This is a genomic window from Hahella sp. NBU794 (genome assembly GCF_050749805.1).
In the GTDB taxonomy this organism is placed as follows: Bacteria; Pseudomonadota; Gammaproteobacteria; order Pseudomonadales; family Oleiphilaceae; genus Hahella.
Window position 1 is genome coordinate 925,885 of the sequence record NZ_CP192738.1, and the last position, 22,410, is coordinate 948,294.

General features: G+C 52.4%; 20 protein-coding genes. 11 read left to right on the forward strand and 9 right to left on the reverse strand.

Annotated elements, in window-relative coordinates; all coding sequences use genetic code 11:
* The first annotated feature begins 223 nt into the window (after positions 1-223).
* The 3 genes from ACQYWX_RS04145 (at position 224) to ACQYWX_RS04155 (ending at position 5,569) form a co-directional block, all read left to right on the forward strand.
* Positions 224-3,967, forward strand: a complete 3,744-nt coding sequence (locus ACQYWX_RS04145) for a DUF1631 family protein (RefSeq protein ID WP_431687984.1) — start codon at positions 224-226, stop codon at positions 3,965-3,967.
* A gap of 273 nt (positions 3,968-4,240) precedes the next feature.
* On the forward strand, positions 4,241-4,510 hold the full coding sequence (locus ACQYWX_RS04150) for a hypothetical protein (protein ID WP_279504329.1): 270 nt from the start codon (positions 4,241-4,243) through the stop codon (positions 4,508-4,510).
* A gap of 264 nt (positions 4,511-4,774) precedes the next feature.
* Entirely contained in the window at positions 4,775-5,569 is a 795-nt protein-coding gene (locus tag ACQYWX_RS04155; RefSeq protein ID WP_279504330.1) for a DUF3592 domain-containing protein, read from the forward strand.
* 79 nt (positions 5,570-5,648) lie between these two features.
* Here the strand turns inward: ACQYWX_RS04155 and ACQYWX_RS04160 are convergent, their stop codons facing one another.
* Positions 5,649-7,835, reverse strand: a complete 2,187-nt coding sequence (locus ACQYWX_RS04160; RefSeq protein ID WP_431687985.1) for an FAD-dependent oxidoreductase — start codon at positions 7,833-7,835, stop codon at positions 5,649-5,651.
* A gap of 184 nt (positions 7,836-8,019) precedes the next feature.
* On the opposite strand from ACQYWX_RS04160, the gene hemB reads away from it, so the two are divergent.
* The 3 genes from hemB to ACQYWX_RS04175 are packed head-to-tail and all read left to right on the forward strand — an operon-like array spanning position 8,020 to position 12,262.
* The gene (hemB, locus tag ACQYWX_RS04165; RefSeq protein ID WP_431687986.1) at positions 8,020-9,027 is read left to right on the forward strand and encodes a porphobilinogen synthase; all 1,008 of its coding nucleotides are present in this window, start codon (positions 8,020-8,022) and stop codon (positions 9,025-9,027) included.
* Positions 9,028-9,055: 28 nt separating this feature from the next.
* On the forward strand, positions 9,056-11,194 hold the full coding sequence (gene ppk1, locus ACQYWX_RS04170; RefSeq protein WP_279504334.1) for a polyphosphate kinase 1: 2,139 nt from the start codon (positions 9,056-9,058) through the stop codon (positions 11,192-11,194).
* Between the two features lie 33 nt (positions 11,195-11,227).
* Complete coding sequence (locus ACQYWX_RS04175; protein WP_431687987.1) at positions 11,228-12,262, forward strand: AI-2E family transporter; 1,035 nt, start codon at positions 11,228-11,230, stop codon at positions 12,260-12,262.
* A gap of 11 nt (positions 12,263-12,273) precedes the next feature.
* Here the strand turns inward: ACQYWX_RS04175 and ACQYWX_RS04180 are convergent, their stop codons facing one another.
* From ACQYWX_RS04180 to ACQYWX_RS04195, 4 genes are all read right to left on the reverse strand, one after another.
* Complete coding sequence (locus ACQYWX_RS04180; protein ID WP_216736511.1) at positions 12,274-12,828, reverse strand: hypothetical protein; 555 nt, start codon at positions 12,826-12,828, stop codon at positions 12,274-12,276.
* Between the two features lie 236 nt (positions 12,829-13,064).
* Positions 13,065-13,322 (reverse strand): YfhL family 4Fe-4S dicluster ferredoxin, encoded by a 258-nt coding sequence (locus ACQYWX_RS04185; protein ID WP_127968577.1) that lies wholly within the window; start codon positions 13,320-13,322, stop codon positions 13,065-13,067.
* 112 nt (positions 13,323-13,434) lie between these two features.
* Entirely contained in the window at positions 13,435-13,920 is a 486-nt protein-coding gene (coaD, locus tag ACQYWX_RS04190; protein WP_279504342.1) for a pantetheine-phosphate adenylyltransferase, read from the reverse strand.
* A gap of 157 nt (positions 13,921-14,077) precedes the next feature.
* Positions 14,078-15,523, reverse strand: coding sequence for a coniferyl aldehyde dehydrogenase (locus ACQYWX_RS04195; RefSeq protein WP_431687988.1), 1,446 nt, complete (start codon positions 15,521-15,523; stop codon positions 14,078-14,080).
* 161 nt (positions 15,524-15,684) lie between these two features.
* Between ACQYWX_RS04195 and ACQYWX_RS04200 the strand changes: the two genes are divergently transcribed.
* Positions 15,685-16,344: a TetR/AcrR family transcriptional regulator gene (locus ACQYWX_RS04200; RefSeq protein WP_216736514.1), complete on the forward strand. Its 660-nt coding sequence runs from the start codon at positions 15,685-15,687 to the stop codon at positions 16,342-16,344.
* A 19-nt stretch (positions 16,345-16,363) separates the two neighbouring features.
* Here the strand turns inward: ACQYWX_RS04200 and yihA are convergent, their stop codons facing one another.
* Positions 16,364-17,032: a ribosome biogenesis GTP-binding protein YihA/YsxC gene (gene yihA / locus ACQYWX_RS04205; RefSeq protein ID WP_431687989.1), complete on the reverse strand. Its 669-nt coding sequence runs from the start codon at positions 17,030-17,032 to the stop codon at positions 16,364-16,366.
* 282 nt (positions 17,033-17,314) lie between these two features.
* On the opposite strand from yihA, the gene ACQYWX_RS04210 reads away from it, so the two are divergent.
* The 3 genes from ACQYWX_RS04210 (at position 17,315) to ACQYWX_RS04220 (ending at position 19,647) form a co-directional block, all read left to right on the forward strand.
* A complete protein-coding gene (locus ACQYWX_RS04210) occupies positions 17,315-17,920 on the forward strand; it encodes a c-type cytochrome (protein ID WP_279504348.1) in 606 nt (201 codons plus the stop codon).
* 223 nt (positions 17,921-18,143) lie between these two features.
* A complete protein-coding gene (locus tag ACQYWX_RS04215; RefSeq protein ID WP_431687990.1) occupies positions 18,144-18,749 on the forward strand; it encodes a thiol:disulfide interchange protein DsbA/DsbL in 606 nt (201 codons plus the stop codon).
* Positions 18,750-18,858: 109 nt separating this feature from the next.
* On the forward strand, positions 18,859-19,647 hold the full coding sequence (locus ACQYWX_RS04220; RefSeq protein WP_431687991.1) for an endonuclease/exonuclease/phosphatase family protein: 789 nt from the start codon (positions 18,859-18,861) through the stop codon (positions 19,645-19,647).
* A 74-nt stretch (positions 19,648-19,721) separates the two neighbouring features.
* Here ACQYWX_RS04220 and rpmG read toward each other — a convergent pair whose 3' ends face one another.
* The 3 genes from rpmG to radC form a co-directional block, all read right to left on the reverse strand.
* On the reverse strand, positions 19,722-19,877 hold the full coding sequence (rpmG, locus tag ACQYWX_RS04225; RefSeq protein WP_011394978.1) for a 50S ribosomal protein L33: 156 nt from the start codon (positions 19,875-19,877) through the stop codon (positions 19,722-19,724).
* Between the two features lie 11 nt (positions 19,878-19,888).
* Entirely contained in the window at positions 19,889-20,125 is a 237-nt protein-coding gene (rpmB, locus tag ACQYWX_RS04230; protein ID WP_127968585.1) for a 50S ribosomal protein L28, read from the reverse strand.
* A gap of 216 nt (positions 20,126-20,341) precedes the next feature.
* Positions 20,342-21,016 carry a RadC family protein gene (gene radC, locus ACQYWX_RS04235; protein ID WP_127968586.1) on the reverse strand — a complete coding sequence of 225 codons (675 nt, stop codon included), beginning with the start codon at positions 21,014-21,016 and terminating at the stop codon, positions 20,342-20,344.
* Positions 21,017-21,176: 160 nt separating this feature from the next.
* Between radC and coaBC the strand changes: the two genes are divergently transcribed.
* Positions 21,177-22,397, forward strand: coding sequence for a bifunctional phosphopantothenoylcysteine decarboxylase/phosphopantothenate--cysteine ligase CoaBC (gene coaBC, locus ACQYWX_RS04240; protein ID WP_431687992.1), 1,221 nt, complete (start codon positions 21,177-21,179; stop codon positions 22,395-22,397).
* Positions 22,398-22,410: the final 13 nt, after the last annotated feature.

The following is a 22,410-nucleotide window of genomic DNA, read 5'->3' on the forward strand; positions in this document are numbered from 1 at the left end:
AAAGAGGTTTCCTTCCCTGATGAGTTGTTCCCCGCAGTAAGCCGCGACGGATTTTCCCATGCGGCGTCAGATTGACGCTCCATCGGAAAATCCGTCGCCCAGGAATGTCCGGTGATAATCGACTTCTGTAAATTCGGCGGCCCAAGGGGCTGGCGGTTGCTGAATCGTGGGCGATGACTAAACTGATTTAAGGGAACCTTCATATGACGCCCGTATTGTTTTGATGCAAAACAACAAACGCCAACACCCCCGTTATTCGCTGCAACATGAGGCGCTTATCGTGGCCAAAGGGTTCACCCCTGCTTCCTGCGGGGTGGCCAACATTTGTGCTGGCGGTATGTTGTTGTCCGATATTGATTCGGAGAAGCTGGCCCATCATTTGAGGGAAAAGCCCGACTGCCGGGTGGAAGTACATATTTTCTGCCAATACAACGGTAGTGAGCATCATCTCCGGTTGCTGGCCGACACCCGCAGGGTGGAGGGGCGTAAAGTGGGGATTGAGTTTCTGCAGTCCCAGCCGCAGCTGGTGGAAATGATGCTCAAGATCCGGCAAAGCGCGCCCAACATGCCTTCCTATACTACCCGCAGCAAACGACAGAAGCTGAAGGAATGGTTTGAGAATGCGGCGGAACGCCTCATCGGCAACATGCTGGAAACATTCTTCACCAATATCGAAACTGAGTTGAATACCCGCATCGCCTCCAGCGCGGTGTTGCGTGACATCAATGCGTTTCGGGACGCGAAAGTCCTGTTTACCCAGGGACGCAAAAAATTCAAAAAAGATTTCATCGAGCACTGGCATCAGGAACTGGATTTACTCTTTGGCGCCCGGCCTATGGGTGAATGGACGTCCAGCGAGCTGGAGTTAGTGGATAAGACGCAGTTCGAGGACTGGCTGGAAGTGCAGATGGTGGCGACCGCAGTGGCGAACCGACAGCGCACCCGTCTGTTCATGTTGAACCAGATGCTCAGTCAGGTATCCGGTAAGGATATTGATGACCGCTGGAACCCGATTGGACCGGCGGTGCTTTGTCAGTGCCTGCATTACGCTGTGAACTCTCTGCAGACGCCGGATCCAGCGAAGCCGGTGCTTTATCTGGCGTTTGAACGTTTGCTTTCGCGAGAGCTGGGAGATTCTTCCGACGAATTTATTGACATGTTCAAGTCGCATGGTCTTAAAGCCGTGCCCTTGGATCAGATGCGCACTAACTGGTCGGAAGGCCGCGCTAAACAGCGCTCGCCGGAACCAAAAGTCATCGAAGGCGCCGCTTCGGATCTGGATAGCTTGGATTTCTCTCAGGACGCCCCTGTCGCTTCTGCGCCTTTGCATCCCAGAATGCGCGCGCCTCGCGGCAGCATCCTCAGTCTGGTCAGGATGCAGCGTGGAGGGTATACGCCTTCACGAGGCGTGTCAGAGCCCGGTGCGGACTACGAGTATGGCGCAACCCAGCTTCTGCAGGATTTACAGCAAAACCAGCGCGAACTCTTAGGTTCTCTGGCGCAGCAGGATGGAACCATCCGGGAAGTGGTCGAAATTATGGCGGAAGGCGGGCGTGTGCATATGCCTTCCGATTCGCAGGAAGTCTGGGACCGCGTTGATCTGGTTGACCGTATTTTCGCGCCCCTTTCCTCGCGTAATATGCCGACAGAATTGAAAGGGCTGATCAACCAGCTGCGTATGCCGTTGCTGTTTTTGCTGCTGAAAGACAGCTCTTTCCTGGATGACAGCCGCCATCCCGCCCGCAGCGTGCTCAACCATTTTATGGCTCTGGCTTCCGCAGACCGGGTATCCAGCAAGAGCCTGGAAAAAGTACTCAATGAAGTCATTGATGAGCTTTCCGCTGGCCGGTTGGATGCGGCGTTGCTGGAGTCGGTCTCCACCCGGCTGGAGCAACTGGTGGAGCGGCAGGAGCGCGCCTTTGTTCGCAATGCAGAGCGCATTGCTAAAACCTGTGAAGGGCGCGATAGGCTGAAGCGGGCGCGGAAAGCGGTCTCTCGACGCATCAGCACTTTATTGGCGGGCGCCCAAGTGGCGGACGTTGTACTGGAGTTGCTGGCGGCGGGATGGGAAAACTTTATGGTGCTGGCGCTGCTGAAAGAAGGCGGCGATAGCGACAGCGTAGCGGACTACTTCGCCGTTATTGAGCAGTTGCACGACTGGCTTGGTAAAGATAACGACAGCGAGGACCTGGCGTTTGAGCGCGAGCTTGAAGGTCCCGCTATGCTGGATTTGATTGAAAAAGAACTGGCCAGCAGCCCGGACCCCCAGAAGGCCTCCGCCGTTTGCAAAAAGTTACGCGCCATATTTGCAGATGATTTGGCGGTTACTTACACTTTGGTCGCCGCTTACCCCACTACCGAGGAAGCCGATGAAATCGGCGCTGAGAGCGATTCTGACCTGGCGGAACGCTGGCAGGAAAGGGCGCACCAGTTGCAGGTGGGGGATTGGGTGGAAATGTGCGAGGCGGATACTTCTCAACGCATGCGTCTGGTGTGGGTTGGTGAGGATGCTTATAAATTTGTCTTTCTAACCCCCCAGGGTTTACATGAGGTGCACTTGGACTATAGCGATTTGGTGACAAAGATGGATCGGGGGCAGCTTGCGCGTGTGCAAGAGGGAGAAGTACCTTTTGTCGACCAAAGCCTTTACTCAATCGTCCAGGACCTCTACCACAAGATGGCCATTCAGGCCGTTCACGACCCACTTACCGGGTGCATGCACCGGCACGAATTCGAAAAGCAACTGCAGTATCTCTCCACCTGGGTGAAAAACAACGACGAAACTGCGGCGCTGATCGTTTTTGATATTGATCAGTTTGGCGCAATCAACAGCAACTACGGCAACGCCATTGGCGACCGGCTACTGCGCGACTTCAGCCTACTGGTCGATAGCTGGCTGGATGAGTTGCGTATTGAACTTAAGTTGGGACGTATCGGCGGCAATGAGTTCGCCCTTTTAGTTTCTCCCGCAAGCCAGGATGTCGCGTTGGACGCGGCGGAGCGAGTCTGCAAGCAGTTTTCCAAACATCGTTTTGAAGCTGGGGAAGGGCACTTCTCCGCAGCGCTCAGTGTCGGCGTTGTCATGATTAATGGCTCCAGCACTGACGCCAGCGCCTTATTGAATCACGCCAGTCTGGCGTGCCGCTCCGCCAAGCGCGCGGGCGGCAGCCGGGTAAAACTGTTCCTGGAAGAGGACCGCGATCAGGTATTCCAGCAGGAAGTCCTGCACTGGGTTTCCCGGATAGATCAGGCGATAGACGATTGCGATCTGTGGTTACGCGCACAGCGTATTCAGTCGATGGATAAATCCAGCGATGAGCATTTCTATGAAATTTTGCTGGGTCTGAACGATCAGAACGGCAAACCGATTTCTCCAGCCGCCTTTATCGAGGCGGGAGAGCGTTATAAGCGCTCCATATACATTGATCGCTGGGTGGTGGATAACGTACTGGCCTGGATGCGCGCCAATCCCGCCAAGCTGGAAAACATGGGCGGTTTCACCATCAACCTGTCAGGACATTCGCTCAGTGACGACGGCTTCCTGGAGTTTCTTGAAGGCCACTTCCGTAAAGGCGGTTTTCCTGCGCAGAAAGTGTGTTTCGAAATCACTGAAACCGCTGCGGTCGCCAGTCTGCATTACACCGCTGACTTTATCCGTGAGCTGAAACGCACGGGCTGCCGCTTCGCCCTGGATGATTTCGGTACGGGCTTCTCTTCCTACGCCTATTTGCAAAGTTTGCCCGTAGACTTTCTTAAGATTGACGGTGTGTTTGTCCGCGATATACACGAGAACATGACCAACTACGCTATGGTGCGCTCCATTAATGAGCTGGGACGTTTCATGGGCATGGCGACAATCGCCGAGTGCGTGGAGAGCGTGGAAGTGCTCGAAGCCTTGAGTGAAATTGGCGTGGACTGGGTGCAAGGATATATCGTTGGTAAACCGGTTCCATTGTTGGATCTTTAACCCCCGCCTTACTACATTTTCTTCTTAGTTTGCGGTATCCCCCCTATATTTTGTGTTCTGCGCTTTTGTGACGGGATGTGAGGTTTTGCGTTATGACGACTGGCCTCAATCCCTTGTCCGCCAATGCTTACAGAAAATCACAGTTTGATACAAAATTCTTCTCATAGAACATTTGCAGAGTTTCATGGCTCAACTATAAATAGGTTGAAAATTCCCAGAGGACATAACAACAAAGGATAGCGACCACCTACTCTGTCTTTTGGAGGTAACCCCATGAGCGACATTGATAACGACGACTTTGAGGAACTGGAGCCGACCTACGATTCCGGCGCGGCTGATTCTGATGATGAGGGCCCTGCTGTTAAACAGGCGGCGGATTCAGAGTCTCAGTCGCTTGCTATAAAAAACAAGATTCGGGAGCAATTGCATAGCGATATTGAAGCCTTCCTTCAACGTGGAGGTCAGGTGCAAACCATCGCTAACGATGTGCGCGCGGATCCGCCTCGAAAACCGGATATGCAGTACGGCAGCAACCCTATTTAACGATATTGTTGTGTGGCGAAATGAGGCCCGTTTCGATGCCAGGTAGGCGTCGGACGGGTGACTCGGCGATTACGGGTTTTGCTATTAAGTCTTTGTTCTGATTGTCAATAATATTCCCCCTCCTTGCTTTTCTTTAATTCCTTGCCTGAGACCTGCGTCACGCTATTGCTGTGAGATTTTTCCTTCTTTATACTCTCCCTTCGCAGCGTGCACTCATCAAATAATAAATTGCGTTGAAAACAAGATAATAATAAGGAAAACACAATGGACGTCCTGATTCTGCTTATGGGCCTTACGCTCATTACTGCAGGGTGGGTCCTGATATGGGAGTTCACCCGGTTTCTCCACTGCGCTTACGCCGTTCAAGGGCGCGTCGTCTCGCTTGAGCCCGGTTATGGCATGCGTAAAAAAATCGCGCAGCCAGGCAAAGCGTCATATAGCTTTTTTCCTGTTATCGAATATCAATGGCAAGGCGATAGAATTCGCTTCACTTCTCTTGACGATAAATGTATCGCTGGTCTGCAGATTGGCGACCAAGTTCAACTCTCGTTCTCCCGCTCTCGTCGCAAGCACACTCGTATCGGCCGTCTAGTGGCGCTGATGATCGCCTCAATGACCATGCTGGTCGCCGGTATTCTTGGTGGCGCTATGCTGTTAGGGCAACAGGTGGACGTGTTGCATATCCTACTGGGGTCGGTGGTGCTGGCAATTTGCCTGTTTATCATTGTGCTCTACCTGCGTCAGCAGGATGAAACCGCTGCGGACAGTGTTCATCACGTGCGCCGTCGCGTGCTTAACTGCGTGTTTTTGCAGGAGCCCACCAATGTATGTCATTGGCGCGCTTTATTTACCAATCGCAGACAGCGTCGCCGCATTTGGGCGTCCCGGGTGCTGGGTGGAGGCTGTCTGGCGACGGGAGCATTTCTGTTCGCGGCCGCTTTTTTCCTTGGCGGCGCTGGATTGGCCCCGCAATTATCGGGCGGCGAGTTCACAGCGGATGCCGAGTTTGTTCAACCTGCGACAAGCCGCGTCGTGCAGCATACGGTGATTAGAAACTAGCTCTTATAGGGGCGCTAACTGAGTTGGAGGAGGGCGGCTCTTTCTCGGTTTGCCGAGCGCCGCCCAAACTGCCTCCGCACTAAGCTTCGTTGTTGCTTTGCCCTAATGCAGAGTTCATATCGGTGTCGCTCTTGCGCCTCCAGCGGTGCCATTTCTCCAGCCATTGCAACGCTTTTTGCGGCGCGTGCGCGCGTTTCCACTCGCCAGCGGCGTATTTATTGGTTTCTGACAAAGTCGGGTAGATGTGGATAACCCCCAGGATTTTGTTGAGGCCAATGCCATGCTTCATTGCGGTGATGTACTCCGTAATCAGCTCGCCCGCATGGTAACCGACGATAGTGGCGCCGAGGATTTTGTCTTTTCCGGGGACGGTCAATACTTTAATAAATCCATGCGCTTCACTGTCGGCGATGGCGCGGTCCAGGTCGTCAATGCCATAACGGGTGACTTCGTAGGGAATATTGCGAGCGATAGCGTCCTGCTCATTCAATCCAACGCGCGCGACCTCGGGGTCAGTGAAAGTCGCCCAGGGGATCACCCGGTAGTCTGCTCTGAATTTTCGAAAGACGCCAAACAGGCTGTTTACCGCTGCGTACCAGGCCTGGTGGGCGGCAGTGTGGGTAAATTGATAAGGGCCTGCGACATCGCCTGCTGCGTAGATCGTCGGTATTTCTGTCTGTAAGTACTCATTTACTCTTAGCGTTCCGTCTTTATTGACGTTTAGCTGTAGTTTTTCCAGCCCTAGATTGCTGGTGTTGGCTTTGCGCCCGACCGCCAGCAGCACTTTATCGAAGGCGAGTTCTATTTCCTCTCCGTCCTTTTCACAGACCAACAAGCTGTTTCCAGAGGCGTCTCGCTTGAATGCTTTTGCGCTATAGCCCAAGCGCAAGTCAACGCCCTCGTTACGAAAACGCGCCTCCACCGCTGCGGATACATCCGCATCTTCTCTTGGCATCAGTCGGGGGGACATGTCCAGTTGCGTGACCTTGACGCCCAGGCGATGAAACGCCTGGGTGAGTTCGCAGCCAATAGGCCCTCCGCCGATGATCAGTAGACGCTCTGGCTTGTTGCGCAGGCTCCAGATTGTATCGGAGGTGTAATACTCCACTGAGTCCAGGCCCGGAATTGTCGGGATAAAAGGGCGAGCTCCGGTTGCGATGACGATATTGCGAGTAGTTAAAACCTGCCCGTTCACCTTTACCCGGTAAGGATCGAGGATAGTCGCTTCGCCTTCGAGGCACTCAACACCCAGGTCGGTGTAACGCTGCACGGAGTCGTGAGGTTCAACTTGCTTGATCACGGACTGCACGCGCTCCATGACAGCGGCGAAATCCACGGTAGGGTTACTGGTTTGCACGCCAAACTCGCCAGCGCGTTCGACATAATTGGCGATCTTTGCTGACCTGATTAACGCTTTGCTGGGCACGCATCCTGTGTTCAGGCAGTCTCCACCCATTTTGTGCTTTTCAATAAGGGTGACTCTGGCCTTTACCGCCGCAGCGATGTAGGACGTCACCAGACCCGCCGCGCCGGCGCCAATAACCACCAGATTACGATCAAAGTGAGCGGGCTTATCTACTCCCGCCAAGGCTTTGCGTGCTTTCAGCGCGTCCAGGATGCGGCGGGCGATAAAAGGAAATATTCCCAGCAGTACGAAAGATGCAATCAGTCCTGGAGTCAAAATACCTGAAGCGGATTGCACTTGTCCGAGTTGAGTGCCTGCGTTGACGTACACAATGGTGCCGGGGAGCATGCCTAATTGACTGACCCAGAAGAAAGTGCGGGTTTTAATTGGCGTCAGCCCCATGACAAGATTAATGACGAAAAACGGAAATAGCGGCACCAACCGGAGCCCAAACAAGTACATCGCCCCCTCTCGCTCGACGCCGGCGTTAATAGCTTGCAGCGAGTCGCCGAATCTGCCCTGCACCCAGTCGCGCAGGGAAAGACGAGAAACTAAAAAGGCGATGGTGGAGCCGATTACGCTGGCGAATGACACCAGTAAGGTCCCTTCGAACAGTCCAAAAACAGCGCCGCCAACCAGGGTCAAAACAGTCGCCGCCGGCAAAGACAGACCTGTAACCACTACATAGACGAGAAAATATATGGCGGCGGCGGTGAAGGGGTTGGCTGTAGTGTAGGCGGATATCGCCTCCCGTTGCTCCGCAAAATACTCGAGGCTGAAGTAGCGGTTGAGATCGAACAGGAAAAATGCGCCGATCAGCAACGCCAACAGCAATAACAGGCCAAGTCTTTTTGCTTTCATGTCTTATTTCCGAAACCCAAAGGCGTTAAAAAGTCAGTGATGAAATAGACCTCGTACTGAGGAGAATAGTTCAATTTATCTTGCCTGAAATCCCTTCTCTGAGGTGAGGAAATGGCGTGGCGCTCATGAAAACAAAGGCTTATCATGATGCGATAAATTTTCTGACAGCATAGAGGGCGATTACGTGGCATTTACCCCCCGTCAATATCCGGCTGTGCGCATGAGACGCATGCGTTACGATAACTTTTCTCGTCGACTGATGCGCGAAACCACGCTTACCGTCGATGATCTGATCTACCCGATGTTTGTTCTTCCCGGCCAGGAGAAAGCGCAGAAAATCGACTCTATGCCTGGGATTGAGCGGGTCAACGTCGAGGATTTGTTGCGTGAGGCGGAGGAACTGGTGGGCCTGGGGATTCCCGCTATCGCTTTGTTTCCTGTGATCCCGGCTGCTGGCAAAAGCGAGAACGCGGCGGAGGCCCATAATCCTGAAGGACTGGTCCCGACAGCGGTACGCGCGCTTAAAAGCCGTTTTCCCGAATTGGGCGTGATCACCGACGTGGCCCTGGACCCTTACACTACACATGGGCAGGACGGCCTGATTAACGACAAAGGTTATGTGCTCAATGATGAGACTGTAGAAGTACTTGTCAAACAAGGCCTTACCCATGCTGAAGCGGGCGCGGACGTCGTAGCTCCGTCGGATATGATGGACGGACGCATCGGCGAGTTGCGCGGCGCTTTGGAAAAACAAAGCTATATTAATACAAGGATACTCGCTTATTCGGCGAAGTATGCGTCCGCTTATTATGGGCCATTCCGTGACGCGGTCGGCTCGGCGGCCAATCTGGGGAAAAGCGATAAATACAGCTATCAGATGGACCCCGCCAACAGCGATGAGGCCATGCAGGAAATCGCACTGGATTTGGCCGAAGGCGCTGACATGATCATGGTCAAGCCTGGTATGCCCTACCTCGATATAGTGCGTCGAGCCAAATCCGAATTTCAGGTTCCGACATTTGTATATCAGGTCAGCGGCGAATACGCCATGCATATGGCGGCGGCCCAGCAGGGCTGGCTGAACGAGACCGCGGTGATGATGGAGTCGCTGACGTGCATCAAGCGCGCCGGCTCCGATGGGATTTTGACCTATTTCGCCAAGAAGGCGGCGCAACATTTAAAACAGACATAACCAACAAACGCTTAAGGATTACAGTTTCATGAGTACCGATTCGACAACGGTTGCCGTTAACGATGTGTTAGAAGGGGAGGCAGACTCCTCGCAGGTCCCTGTGATAGACCTGAACAGTTCCGAGTATTTCTTCAACCGTGAACTGAGCCATCTGCAGTTTAACGCCCGAGTGTTGAATCAGGTCTTGGATTCTTCTCACCCGCTGCTGATGAGGCTGATGTTCTCATGCATCTTCAGCAGCAACATGGACGAATTTTTCGAGATTCGTGTGGCGGGCCTTAAGCAGCAGATCAAGTATGGACGGGAAACGGTCGGCGCTGATGGTATGTCGCCGGCGCAGACGTTACAGCACATCGCCGAGCAGGCGCACAAGCTGGTAGAGCAGCAATACAGTGAGCTGAACGATGTGATGATTCCCGCTCTGGAGCAGGAGAACATCTTCTTTCTGCGCCGCGCGGACTGGACGCCGACTCAACGGGATTGGGTGGCCCAGTATTTCGAGCGCGAATTGCTGCCAGTCATCAACCCCATTGGACTGGACCCCAGCCATCCCTTTCCCCGTCTGGTCAATAAAAGCCTGAACTTTATCGTTGAGCTGGACGGCAAAGACGCTTTTGGCCGTGAGACAGGTATGGCGATCGTCCCGGCTCCGCGTTCATTACCAAGATTGGTGCGGTTACCAGACGAAGTCTGCGAAGGCGGCGATAACCTGATTTTCCTTTCTTCCGTTATTCACGCTCATGCCGACGACTTGTTCCCTGGTATGACGGTGAAGGGCATGTACCAGTTCCGCATTACTCGTAACGCGGACTTGGTGCTGGAAGAAGACGATATGGAAGACTTGGCGCAGGCATTGCGCGGGGAGCTGCTCAGCCGTCGTTTTGGCGATGCGGTGCGGTTGGAGGTGGCGGATAACTGCCCTGAGGAGCTGGTGCAGTTTCTGTTGCAAGAGTTTGGTCTGACGGAGACGGAGTGTTATCGCGTTGCGGGCCCGGTAAACCTGACGCGTTTGCTTGCCGTAAATGACTTCGTTAACCGGCCTGATCTGCAATACCCCGGATTCACCCCAGGGTTGCCCAAAGAAATGCGGCATAAAGAAAACCTGTTCGAGGTCGTCGCCAAGCAGGATATTCTGCTGCTGCATCCATTTCAGAGTTTTACGCCGGTCATCGACCTGCTGCGTCAGGCTGCGAAAGACCCCAATGTGCTGGCGATTCGCCAGACGCTGTATCGCTCCGGCAGCCAGTCTGAAATAGTCGCGGCTTTGGCTGATGCGGCTCGTCGAGGCAAGGAAGTGACGGCGGTTATCGAGCTGCGCGCCCGTTTCGACGAGGCGGAAAACCTGGAGCTGGCGAGTCGCCTGCAGGAGGCGGGGGTGATTGTGGTATACGGCGTGGTGGGCTTTAAAACTCACGCCAAAATGATTTTGATCGTCCGTCGCGAGGAAGGCCAGTTGCGGCGCTATGTGCACCTCGGCACCGGCAACTACCATGCCAGCAACGCCAGACTTTACACGGACTACAGCTTGCTGACCGCGGAGAACGCCCTGTGTGAGGATGTGCATAGGATATTCCTGCAGCTGACCGGAATGGGCAAAGCGCTCAAAATCAGGAAGCTGTTCCACGCGCCGTTCACGTTGCATGACAAGTTGCTTGGACTGATCAGCCGTGAGGCGGAGAACGCAAAAGCGGGCAAAGAGGCGTATATCCTCGCCAAGTTCAATGCGTTGACCGAACCCAAAGTCATCACTGCCCTGTATGAAGCGTCCCAGGCCGGGGTGCGTATTGATCTGCTTATTCGCGGCATTTGCTGCTTGCGTCCGGGGATTCCCGGCGTGTCTGAAAATATTCAGGTGCGTTCGGTTGTCGGACGTTTTCTGGAACATACGCGCGCCTTTTATTTCCACAATCATGGCAAATACGAAGTGTATGCTTCCAGCGCGGACTGGATGGTGCGCAATCTGTTGAATCGGGTGGAGACCTGTTTCCCCATCGAGCGAAAAGAGTTAGCGGAGCGCATCAAAAGCGAGCTGGACGCCTATTTGCGGGATAACTCCAACGCTTGGCTTCTGCAGCCGGATGGCTCCTATGAGCGCAAGGTGATGGAAGAGGGTGAAGAGCGCTTCAACGCCCAGAACTTTTTGCTTACTCAGCTGGCTTCCGTCTAGGAAGCCCTCTCCGTAATTTCCAGGAGCACTTTTATGTCTCAGCAGGCAGGATTTTCTGCAGGCGCGCGATTTTTAATTACCCTGGCGGCGTTTATCGTTGTCGCCGCCGGAATTAAACAGGCGGAGTCTATTGTCTCTGTTTTTCTCCTTTCCGCTTTTTTCGCCATTTTGTGCACGCCGCCATTTGTCTTCCTTCAGTCCAAGGGCGTACCCGCCTGGCTTTCATTAATACTGGTGCTGGTGGGAATCACCTGTGCGCAATTGCTGGTAGTGAGCGTCATTGCTTCGTCGTTGGCGGACTTTAAGGAAAACCTGGATTTTTATCAGGAGCGCCTGCAGGGGATTAGCGGGGAGTTTATTAATTGGTTGAACTCAATGGGGATACATATCTCGCAGGGAGTTGTGAAGAATTACTTCAACCCTGGCTCGCTGCTCAAGACCGCCGTGAATATGCTGGGAGGACTAGGGGGCGTGTTGTCCAACGCGTTTCTCATCGTTTTGACCGTAATTTTTATGGTGTTTGAGGCTACGGTGCTGCCCAATAAGCTGCATCGCGCCTTTGAGGGACGCATGGCTTTCGAGCGTATGGACTTGTTTCTCGACAACGTAAAACGTTACATGTCGATAAAGACCATCATCAGTCTGGTGACGGGATTAACAGTTTGGATCATGTTGTTGGCGTTGGGAGTGGATTATGCGCTGCTATGGGCGGTGCTGGCGTTGCTGTTCAACTTTATCCCTAATATTGGGTCGATCATCGCGGCGATCCCCGCTGTGCTGCTGGCTTTGATCCAACTGGGACCGGGTCATGCGGCCATCGCCGGCGCGGGCTATGTCGTGATCAATGTGGTGATGGGGAATATTATCGAGCCCAAGTTCATGGGGCGTGGATTGGGCCTGTCTACGCTGGTGGTGTTTCTGTCATTGGTATTCTGGGGATGGATACTGGGGCCGGTGGGGATGCTGCTGTCCGTTCCGTTAACCATGATGCTGAAGATTGCGTTGGACTCCAGCGAAGAAACCCGCTGGATGTCCATTCTGATGGGGTCTGAAAGCGAAGGCGAATGAACCAGGCCTGTTCAGCCGCCGGGCTCAATAAGCACACCGCCTGTGTTCAGGCGCTGTAGTTCACGCTGGCGCTCCTGACTAAACTGGAGCGCGCGGTCCATTTTTTCATTATAGAGTTCCAGCCACGTGCGAGATCCCGGCACCATGCGCGCCAGATCGTACATCCCTTCTTTGACGCCGCGAATAAACTCCTGGTAGCTCGCTTCCTGCTTCAGCAACAGGCGCTGAAAAGCGGGGGCGCTGCCGTTTGCAATGGAGGTTTTAATAGTGGGAATCTCGGCATTCAGGGCTGCGACCTGCTCGCGGGTCGCCTGGAGTTCCTGTCGCAACTCCTGCACTTTGTTTTGCAGGTCTGCTATCTCCGCCGTTTTTGCGGAATCGCCTCCGCTGTCCATAGCGCTGATAATGGAGACGGTGATAGTGACGGATAAGGTCACGACGATCAGCATGGCGAGTAACAGCAAGAAAAAGCGGTTCAGCGACATGCTTTTCTCAAGCAGCGTCAGCCGTTGTGCTTCGGTCATTTGTTCGTCTTCCGCTTCTTTTTCTCGCTCACGGGTAGCCATGATCTATCTCCAGCAAAAATACAATGATGAGACGGCTTCGCCGTTTGGAAATACATTTCCAGTTTATAAGTTTAGCTCACATTGCTTAAAGATGTCGTGAACTAATAAAGGTAAGTCCTTTATATCAGGTAAAAACAAGTAAAAGAGAGTGAGGATATATTGCCGAACTTATATAGAAAGGGGATGAGTAGATAAAGGTGGGGACGGACAGTTATGCGTCCGTCCCGGCAAGCATATTAGGCGGGCGTGTTGCCTGTCAGTTTGTAATATTTCGTCATCAGCTCCTCTTCGGTTTCCACCTTGTTAGGGTCCAGAGGAATACAGTCGACAGGGCATACCTGCTGGCACTGTGGTTCGTCATAGTGGCCGACGCACTCAGTGCATTTGTTGGGGTCGATAATATATATTTCTTCGCCCGGCGAAATCGCTTCATTCGGGCATTCCGGCTCGCATACATCACAGTTGATGCAGTCGTCCGTAATCATTAGCGCCATAAGGTACCTCATGCTTGTCGGACAGGGTGGCCGCCGCCACTCTTTTATCGCCCTATCCGACTATACAGTGCTCTAGAAACATGCCGATTGTATCAAAAACACAACCCTGGAATCACTTGCGCAATGCGAATTGTTGTTGCAAGGCCTTAGAGACGATTGGATCTACAAACTCCGTCACATCGCCGCCCAGCACAGCGATTTCTCTGATAAGCGTAGAGGAGATGTAGGAGAGGTGGTTGGCAGGGGTCAGAAAGAGGCTTTCCACGTTCGGAGCCAGCTTGCGGTTCATGTCGGCGAGCTGGAACTCATACTCAAAATCGGACACGGCGCGCAGCCCGCGGAGAATGATATTGGCCTGGTTTTGTTGTACGAAATCCGCTAACAGGTTGCTGAACCCTTTTACATCTACGTTGGAGAACGGCTTGACGACCTGACGCACCAGGTCCACCCGCTCTTCCAGTGAAAACAGAGGATTCTTTTTCGGGCTGGCTGCAACGGCCACCACTACTTTATCGAAGATGCGCGAAGCGCGGGCGATCAAGTCTTTATGACCATTGGTGATAGGGTCAAAGGTGCCTGGGTAGATAACGGTATTCATAGACGGAATATTCCGGCGTCAGCTAAAGGGGTGTTATGGGGTTAAGTGGGCGCGTAGCCTGTACGGCGCGCAATTCGCGTATAGGCTACGCGCCCTGAAGGCGCGGCGCAAGTTGAGTCGCTGGAGGCGTCTATCGGCGAGCGTTCGGCTGCTCCTGCTAACGCAGGAACAGCTTGTATACCAATTGATGCAGCAGTGTGCCATGAGGGGGAAAGATGATTTTTCCGCTGTGGAAGCGCTGCTTTGTATGCACGGCTTTGTGGTTGGAGAAGGTGAGAAAGCCTTCCTTGCCGTGATAGTGCCCCATGCCAGACTCGCCGATGCCGCCAAACGGCAGGTCGTCCTGGGCGAAGTGTACGAGGGTATCGTTGATGCAGACGCCGCCTGCGTGAGTACGCTCCAGCAAATGTTTCTGCTCGCTTTTCTTGTAGCCGAAGTAATAGAGCGCCAAAGGGCGAGGACGGTTGTTAATGTAGCGAATGGCGTCATCGATGGAGTGGTAGGGAACTATCGGCAACAGAGGTCCGAATATTTCCTCCTGCAACACTTTCATCTCTGGCGTGGCGTTGATAATCAGCGTCAATGGGAGTTTGCGGGTGCCGCGGCTGAAATCTTCATTGGCCGGATTCAATTCAATCAATGTAGCGCCTTTGTCCTCCGCATCTTTTAAATAGCCGCAAAGACGTTTGTGTTGGCGATCGTTGATAATCGCGGTGTAGTCCGGGTTGTCCTTCAATGTTGCATACAGCTTGCGAAACTTTTCCCTGAAGGCGTCTATAAAAGGCTCGACCTTATCCTCAGGACACAAGACATAATCCGGCGCAATGCAGGTTTGGCCGGCGTTAAAGGCTTTGCCAAATGCTATGCGCTCGGCTGCGTCAGTAATCGGAAGGTTTTTCGAGATGACAGCGGGAGACTTGCCGCCCAGTTCAAGCGTCACGGGCGTCAGGTTTTCCGCCGCGGCGCGCATGACCATGCGTCCGACAGTAGTGGAGCCAGTGAATATCAGGTGGTCAAATGGCTGGCGAGAGAACTCGGCGGCGACATCCGCTTCGCCAACGATTACGGAAACCAGATCCTCGCTAAAGGTGTTGGCCATGAGGTCCTGGAATACCTGGGAAGTGCGCGGCGTATACTCGGACATTTTTATCATCGCCCGATTGCCTGCCGCTAATGCAGTAATAAGAGGACCAACCGCCAGGTTGAGAGGATAATTCCAGGGAACGATAACGCCTACCACACCCAGCGCCTGATAGTGGACTGAATTTTCGGAACCGAAAAACAGTAAGCCAACTTGCCGGCGAGAAGGCTTCATCCAGGATTTAAGGTGCTTAAGCGTATAGTTGATGCCTTGAATGGCGGGCATAAACTCCGCTAAAAGCGTTTCGTCGCGAGAACGGGAGGAAAAGTCTTCATTAATGGCGTCAAGCAGCGCCTCTTGGTTGTTCAGCAACGCTTTTTTCAAGCGAATTAAGGTGTCGCGCCGCACTTCGTAACTGGGATTGGGGTCGTGGTCAAACGCGCGCTTTTGCGCTTGAAACGCCCGGTGCAGGTGTTGAATTTCTTTCTTGCTAGTTGTGATCGTGAGAACGTCCGCCGCCATTATCGCCTCCTGGGCGTCTTGCCCCATGGTGCTGATTTTTGTTTTTCTACGCTTGCATCAGTGGTTATATTTTTAGAGTATATACTCTAGGTGTCAAGGCCTGGATGTGTAGAAGGAACTATTCATAATGAAAGCCGCCGGTTTGGATCAGAGCAGTCGTAATGAACACTAGAGAAAAGATAATTTTAGCCAGTCTGGATTTATTTAATGAGCGCGGAGAACGCAACATCACTACTAATCATATCGCCTCTCATTTGGGCATTTCTCCGGGCAATCTCTATTATCACTTTCGCAATAAAACGGACATTATTTACGAGATTTTTTTACAGTATCAACTGCTGGTCGACCACTATCTACAAGCCCCGGAGGGACGGCCACTGACTGTTGAGGATCAGTTTGATTATCTTGAGTCAGTATTCGATGGCTTGTGGAGCTACCGTTTTTTCCATCGGGATCTGGAGCATTATCTTGAGTCAGATGAGCGCTTGAAGGCTGACTATCGTAAATTCACGCAGCGCTGTATCGGCAGTGTGGTGAATATCATCCGGGGAATGGAGCTGTCTGGTATTTTAAGGCCGGTTTCCGACCACTTGCGTCGATCTCTGGCTTTAAATGTCTGGCTGGTGGTGACGAACTGGATGTCGTTTCTAAAAACTGCCGCAGGAGAAGAGAGCGCCTTGATCCGTAAAGACACTCTCAAACATGGGATATATCAGGTTATTTGTCTGGAAGCGCCGTATCTGCAACCCGCGTTTTATGATCAAGTGACCGGATTACAGCAGAATTACTCCCCCAGCGTTCTCAATGACCTGGGTCTATGAGTCGCTGGTCGTGAGATGTTTATGCCTGGGGCTCAGCGGTTTCCTCAATATCTAAAGCCGTGTCGTCAGGCGGGATAAAAAAGCGGTCCATAAACGCGTGGGCTTCTTCAACTCCCGTTTTGCTGACGGAGGAAAAGAGCTGCGCTTCGACAGGGAACTTCCAATTCTTCTTCAGCTCTTTTCTTACCTCTTGAAGCGCACTTTTGGCGGGGCCGAACTTGAGTTTGTCTGCTTTCGTCAGCAACACCAGTGTCGGCAGTCCCCGCGCTTCGCACCAGTCAAGCATGCTGCAGTCAAAGGGGCTGAGAGGATGTCGGATATCCATGACCAGGATCAAAGCGTTTAGCGTCAATCTGTGTTCTAAATAGCGCTGCAAATTGCTCCGCCACTTTTCAAGCATGGCTTTCGGTACTTTGGCGTAGCCATAACCTGGAAGATCGACCAGTCGGCAGCCTTCGCTATTCAGGGTAAAGAAGTTAATAAGCTGGGTGCGGCCCGGCGTCTTGGATGTCTTCGCCAGTTTCCCGTTTTGGGTGATCGCGTTCAGAGCGCTGGATTTTCCTGCATTAGAGCGTCCGGCGAAGGCGACCTCTACGCCCATATCAGGCGGACACTGCTGCAACTGTTCTGCGCTCATAAGGAAGCGGGCGCTTTGATATGAGACGGGGCGTTTGGTGGTTTGGGTCATACCTTTAATGCTTGCAAATATCGAAAAATGAGTGGATGCAGCATCGCTTTGAGGCTGCGTTTTTGAATGACGATGTCGCGTTGTTTATTCGTTCATGTTTTGAGTGTTTTATGTATAATACCAGACCGTTTTAAGGGCGTGGAAAGATAATCCAGTTCTTTTCACGTAATTGCAGCATGCGCGAATTGGTAAAATAAGATACTGATTGTGCTTGGGGTATCTTGGATCAAAGCGCCTCAACAATGTAATTGCAAATTAAATAGGTAGCTGATGGGGTCAACAATGAGAATTTTCGTAACTGGTTTGGTGCTGGCGATGGGTATGGTTGGCCTGGCGCACGCTGAGGGAGACCCTAAGGCGGGACAGACCAAATCTGCAGTTTGCGCGGCCTGCCATGGTGCTGACGGTAACAGCGCCGTTCCCAACTTCCCCAAACTGGCGGGGCAGGGGGAAAGATATCTGATTAAACAGATTCACGATATCAAGTCCGGAAATCGCGCAGTGCCGGAAATGGCTGGATTGACAGATAACCTGTCGGACCAGGATATCGAGGATATCGCCGCATACTTCGCCAGTCAGCCTGCAACAGTCGGCTCCGCCAGTGAGGCTTCTCTAGAGAAGGGCGAGTCGCTTTATCGCGCAGGTAACGCCGCCAAAGGCATCCCCGCCTGTTCCGGTTGCCATTCTCCCAATGGTGCAGGCAACTTCCCAGCAGGATTTCCTCGTCTAAGCGGCCAGCATTCTGACTATGTCGCCAAGCAATTACAGAACTTCCGTTCTGGCGACCGATCCAATGATGGCGAGACCCGCATCATGCGCGACATCGCCGCCAATATGAGCGATGCAGAGATCAAAGCATTAGCTAACTATATTCTGGGCCTGCACTAATCGCAGCCTGGAATATACCAGTTCGAAAAAGGCGGCTTTGGCCGCCTTTTTTGTTATGCGCAGCTTGCAGCCATATTAATTGTTTGTCATAAGCTAGGCTCTGGAGTTGCATAATGAATGCTAAGAGGTAAAACTTTTTTCCTTACAGCATGCCTGCAAATATTTTCTAATCAACGGAGCTCGGAGATCGTAAATGCGGAAGTTCGCCAGGATTCTATTAATAATGACTTTGGGTCTGGTTGCTCTGGCGGCCAGGGCTGAGACTTATGTTGAAGGACAGCACTATAAGACGTTGCCGGCGCAGATTCCGGTGCGCGACGCTTCTAAGATCGAAGTGGTGGAGTTGTTTTGGTACGGCTGTCCTCACTGTTACAAGTTTGATCCTCTGGTTAACGCCTGGAAAAAGAGTTTGCCGGAAGATGTAAGCTTCTTCCGTTCGCCAGCGGCTTTCAATAAGATCTGGAAGGCTCATGCCCAGGCTTTCTACACGGCGGAAGCATTGGACGTTTCAGAAAAAATGCATCAGCCGCTGTTCGACGCGCTGGCGAGAGATCACCAGTCCATCAACTCCGAAGATGACTTGGCTAAATTCTTCGCTGAGTATGGCGTGGAAGAAGCACAGTTTAAAAAGGCCTATAATTCTTTCAGTGTGAAGTCCAAAGTTGAGCAAGCCGCTTCACGTGCGCTTTCTGCCCGTGCGACAGGGGTGCCTGCGTTGGTGGTCAATGGTAAATACCGTATAGACGCTATTCGTGGCGGTACTTACGAGGATATGCTGAAGGTTGCCGACTTCCTGATAGATAAAGAGCGTCAGGCAAAAGGTTCTTGAGAGGGCGCTAACTAAACTAACGTAGTAGGAGTGCTGGGGCGTGTATCAAAAGTTCAGAGATAAGTTTGGCGCCCTACTACCCCGTCGCTCTCCAGTCATGGAGGGCGACATGAATGCAGCTGAAGAGTTTCCCCATCACAGACATATCCGTCTTCTCAGTTTTAATATCCAGGTAGGCATTTCGACTGCGGCATATCGTCATTATGTAACGCGTAGCTGGCAGCATGTTTTGCCTAGTCAGTCTCGTAATAAAAACCTTGATCGTATCGCTGCTTTGCTGAGCCAGTATGATGTGGTAGCGCTGCAGGAGTGCGATGGCGGCAGTATTCGTAGCGGCTTTGTCAATCAGGTGGAATATCTGGCTGAGAAGAGCGGGCATCCGTACTGGTTTCAACAGTTGAATCGAAATCTTGGGCGTATTGCTCAGCACAGTAATGGGCTGTTGAGTCGTTATCGGCCGAACTCGGTTACGCAACATAAGTTGCCTGGCGTTATTCCTGGACGGGGCGCGATTATCGCAACTTATGGCGATCCCACTAATCCTCTTGTTGTGGTGATGTTGCACCTGTCATTGGGTGAAAAGGCGCAATGTCAGCAATTGGAGCATGTCTGCGAGTTAATTGACGGATATGAGCATGTTGTTTTGATGGGGGATCTGAACAACCATGCGGAACAGTTGCTAAGCTCTACGGCGCTGGGGCGTACGACTCTGGTGTCTTTACCTGAGCGAGTGAATACCTTTCCGAGCTGGCGTCCTGAGCGGTCTCTTGATCATATTATGGTTAGCCCTGGGTTGCAGATCAGAAACGCTGGTGTGGTATGTTTTCCCGTGTCTGACCACCTCCCTGTTGCGGTAGATGTGGCGTTGCCAGTAGAGTATGGAAAAGGAAAGGCATAAAAAAACCCGACTAGGCCGGGCTTTCATCAGCCAAGCTGAAAGGGCTTGGCCGTTATCTTGAAGAAGTAAGATGCTTACTTGATCTTGGCTTCTTTATAAGCAACGTGCTTGCGAACAACAGGATCAAATTTTTTGATCTCCATTTTCTCAGGCATAGTGCGCTTATTTTTAGTAGTAGTGTAGAAATGGCCGGTTCCAGCTGAAGAAACCAATCTGATCTTCTCGCGCATAATATAGCTCCTTAAACCTTGCCGCCACGTGCGCGAATATCGCTCAGCACTTTATCAATGCCGACTTTATCGATGATTCGCATACCTTTAGTAGAAACACGCAACTTAACGAAGCGCTTTTCATTCTCGACCCAGAAACGATGAGTTTGCAGATTCGGAAGAAAACGGCGCTTGGTTTTGTTGTTTGCGTGAGAAACATTGTTACCAGTTATTGGGCCTTTGCCCGTAACCTGACAAACTCTAGACATTTGACTCGCCTCCAACCAAACGTTGGTACTGAAAAATTCCTGCTTCTGGGTGGAGAATTTCCCGCTTTACCCAGACCCGTAAAAATGAGCACGACTTTATAGCAGAAAGAGGCTTTCAAGGCAAAATATTTTGCATTTTTTGCACAATTTCCAGAGGGCTTGGCGCATCTCTTTATGCTTTTCAGTCGCAAGCGCTTCTTTATATGGGCGGAGAGTTTAAATCCAACCCCGCTCCGCCAGAGAAACGACTTCTCCGTCGCCGACAATCATATGGTCCAGAACTCGCACGTCAACCAATCTCAGCGCTTTGCGGAGAGTTTCTGTGATTTCCTTGTCGCTAAGACTCGGCTCTGCGACGCCGGACGGATGATTGTGAGCGAATATTATAGCCGCCGCGTTGTGTTTTAGCACTCTGCGCACCACTTCTCGTGGGTGCACGCTGGCGGAGTCGATAGTTCCGCGGAATAACTCTTCGTAGGCGATGACGCGATGTTGGTTGTCCAGAAATAGGGCGGCGAAAACTTCATAAGGATAATGTCGCAGGTGGGCGCTCAGATATTCCCGCGTCAGTTCGGGGCTGGTGAGATTATGGCTTCGCTGCATTTTTTCCTGCAGGTAGCGCTTGGCGAGTTCCGTCGCCGCCTGCAATTGACTGTATTTTGCTTCGCCTAAACCAGGAACCTGGGTGAATTCATCCAAGCTGGCGTCCAGTAAGGGGCGAAGCCCGCCGAACTGGTTAATGGTGTCGCGAGCAAGATCCACCGCGCTGCGGCCGCGAGAGCCGGTTCGGAAGAATATAGCGAGAAGTTCGGTTTCACTTAATTTGCTGGCGCCATGGGCGATAAGCTTTTCGCGAGGACGGTCGGCCTTTGGCCAATCGGAGATAGGCATACAAAATCCCTTTACTGATTTGTTCATCCATTAAATACATCTTTGCTTTGATATGCTGCGGCAATCAAAACGGCCGCTATTATATACAAATGCGATGAAAAAAAAACGGACTGGTGCTATCTTAGCCCCAGTCAAAACGGGGACAGAGTGAAGTAACGCGATGCTTACCGGCAGAAAAGTTTTACTGGCGATCACGGGTGGAATCGCCGCCTATAAATGCGCTGAACTAACCCGATTGTTGGTAAAAAGCGGCGCTGAAATACAAGTGTTGATGACGTCAGGCGCAAAAGCGTTTATCACCCCGTTAACCTTCCAGGCGCTATCAGGCAGACCCGTTAGAGACAGTCTTTTGGACCCAGAAGCCGAGATGGGGATGGGGCATATCGAATTGGCACGCTGGGCGGACTTAATCATTGTTGCGCCTGCATCCGCGGATGCTATCGCCCGAGTCGCGGGCGGATTAGCGGATGATTTACTCGCCACTGTGCTGCTCGCCAGTGAAGCGCCGTTGGCGGTGGCTCCTGCGATGAACCAAGCCATGTGGCGCAATCCAATGACTCAGGCGAATGTGCAAAAACTGGTTTCGCTGCGACCTCGTACCTTTATTTGGGGGCCCGATGCGGGTGAGCAAGCCTGTGGTGACTTGGGTCCCGGGCGGATGTTGGAGCCGGCTGCTATGCTTGCTTTGACGGAAGCGTTTTTCGCCTTGGGAGATCAGCTCAGGAACTGCAATGTCGTGATTACCGCCGGGCCGACCCGTGAACGTATTGACCCGGTGCGTTACATCAGTAACGACAGCTCAGGAAAAATGGGGTATGCCTTGGCGGAGGCTGCGGCCGGGATGGGGGCTCAGGTCACTTTGATCTCCGGTCCGGTTGCCTTGGCTAAGCCCGGCGGAGTGAAGGTCGTTAATGTGGAAGGCGCATTGGAAATGCATACGGAAGCCTTGGCTGCGGTGCAGGCGGGTGCTGATATCTTCATTTCCGCAGCGGCGGTCGCGGATTATCGGCCTGTAGCTACGGCTGACCAAAAAATGAAAAAGTCCGCTGAACAGCTACAGATTACATTGACGCGCAACCCTGACATTCTCGCGGATATCGCCGCCTTGCAAAACGCTCCATTTACGGTTGGCTTTGCTGCGGAAACCCAGAAAGTGGAAGAGTACGCGCGGGGCAAGTTGGAGCGTAAAAATATTAATCTGATCGTCGCGAATGATGTTTCTCGCAAAGACATCGGTTTTAACAGCGATGAAAACGAAGTTTCTCTCATCAGCCGCGATGAGGTGATTCCAATAGCTAAACAATCCAAGCAGGCGCTGGCGGGACAATTAATGTCTCATATCGTCCAGCAATATCGAAAAACACTATCTACTGATAATTGAATTTGGTCTGAGT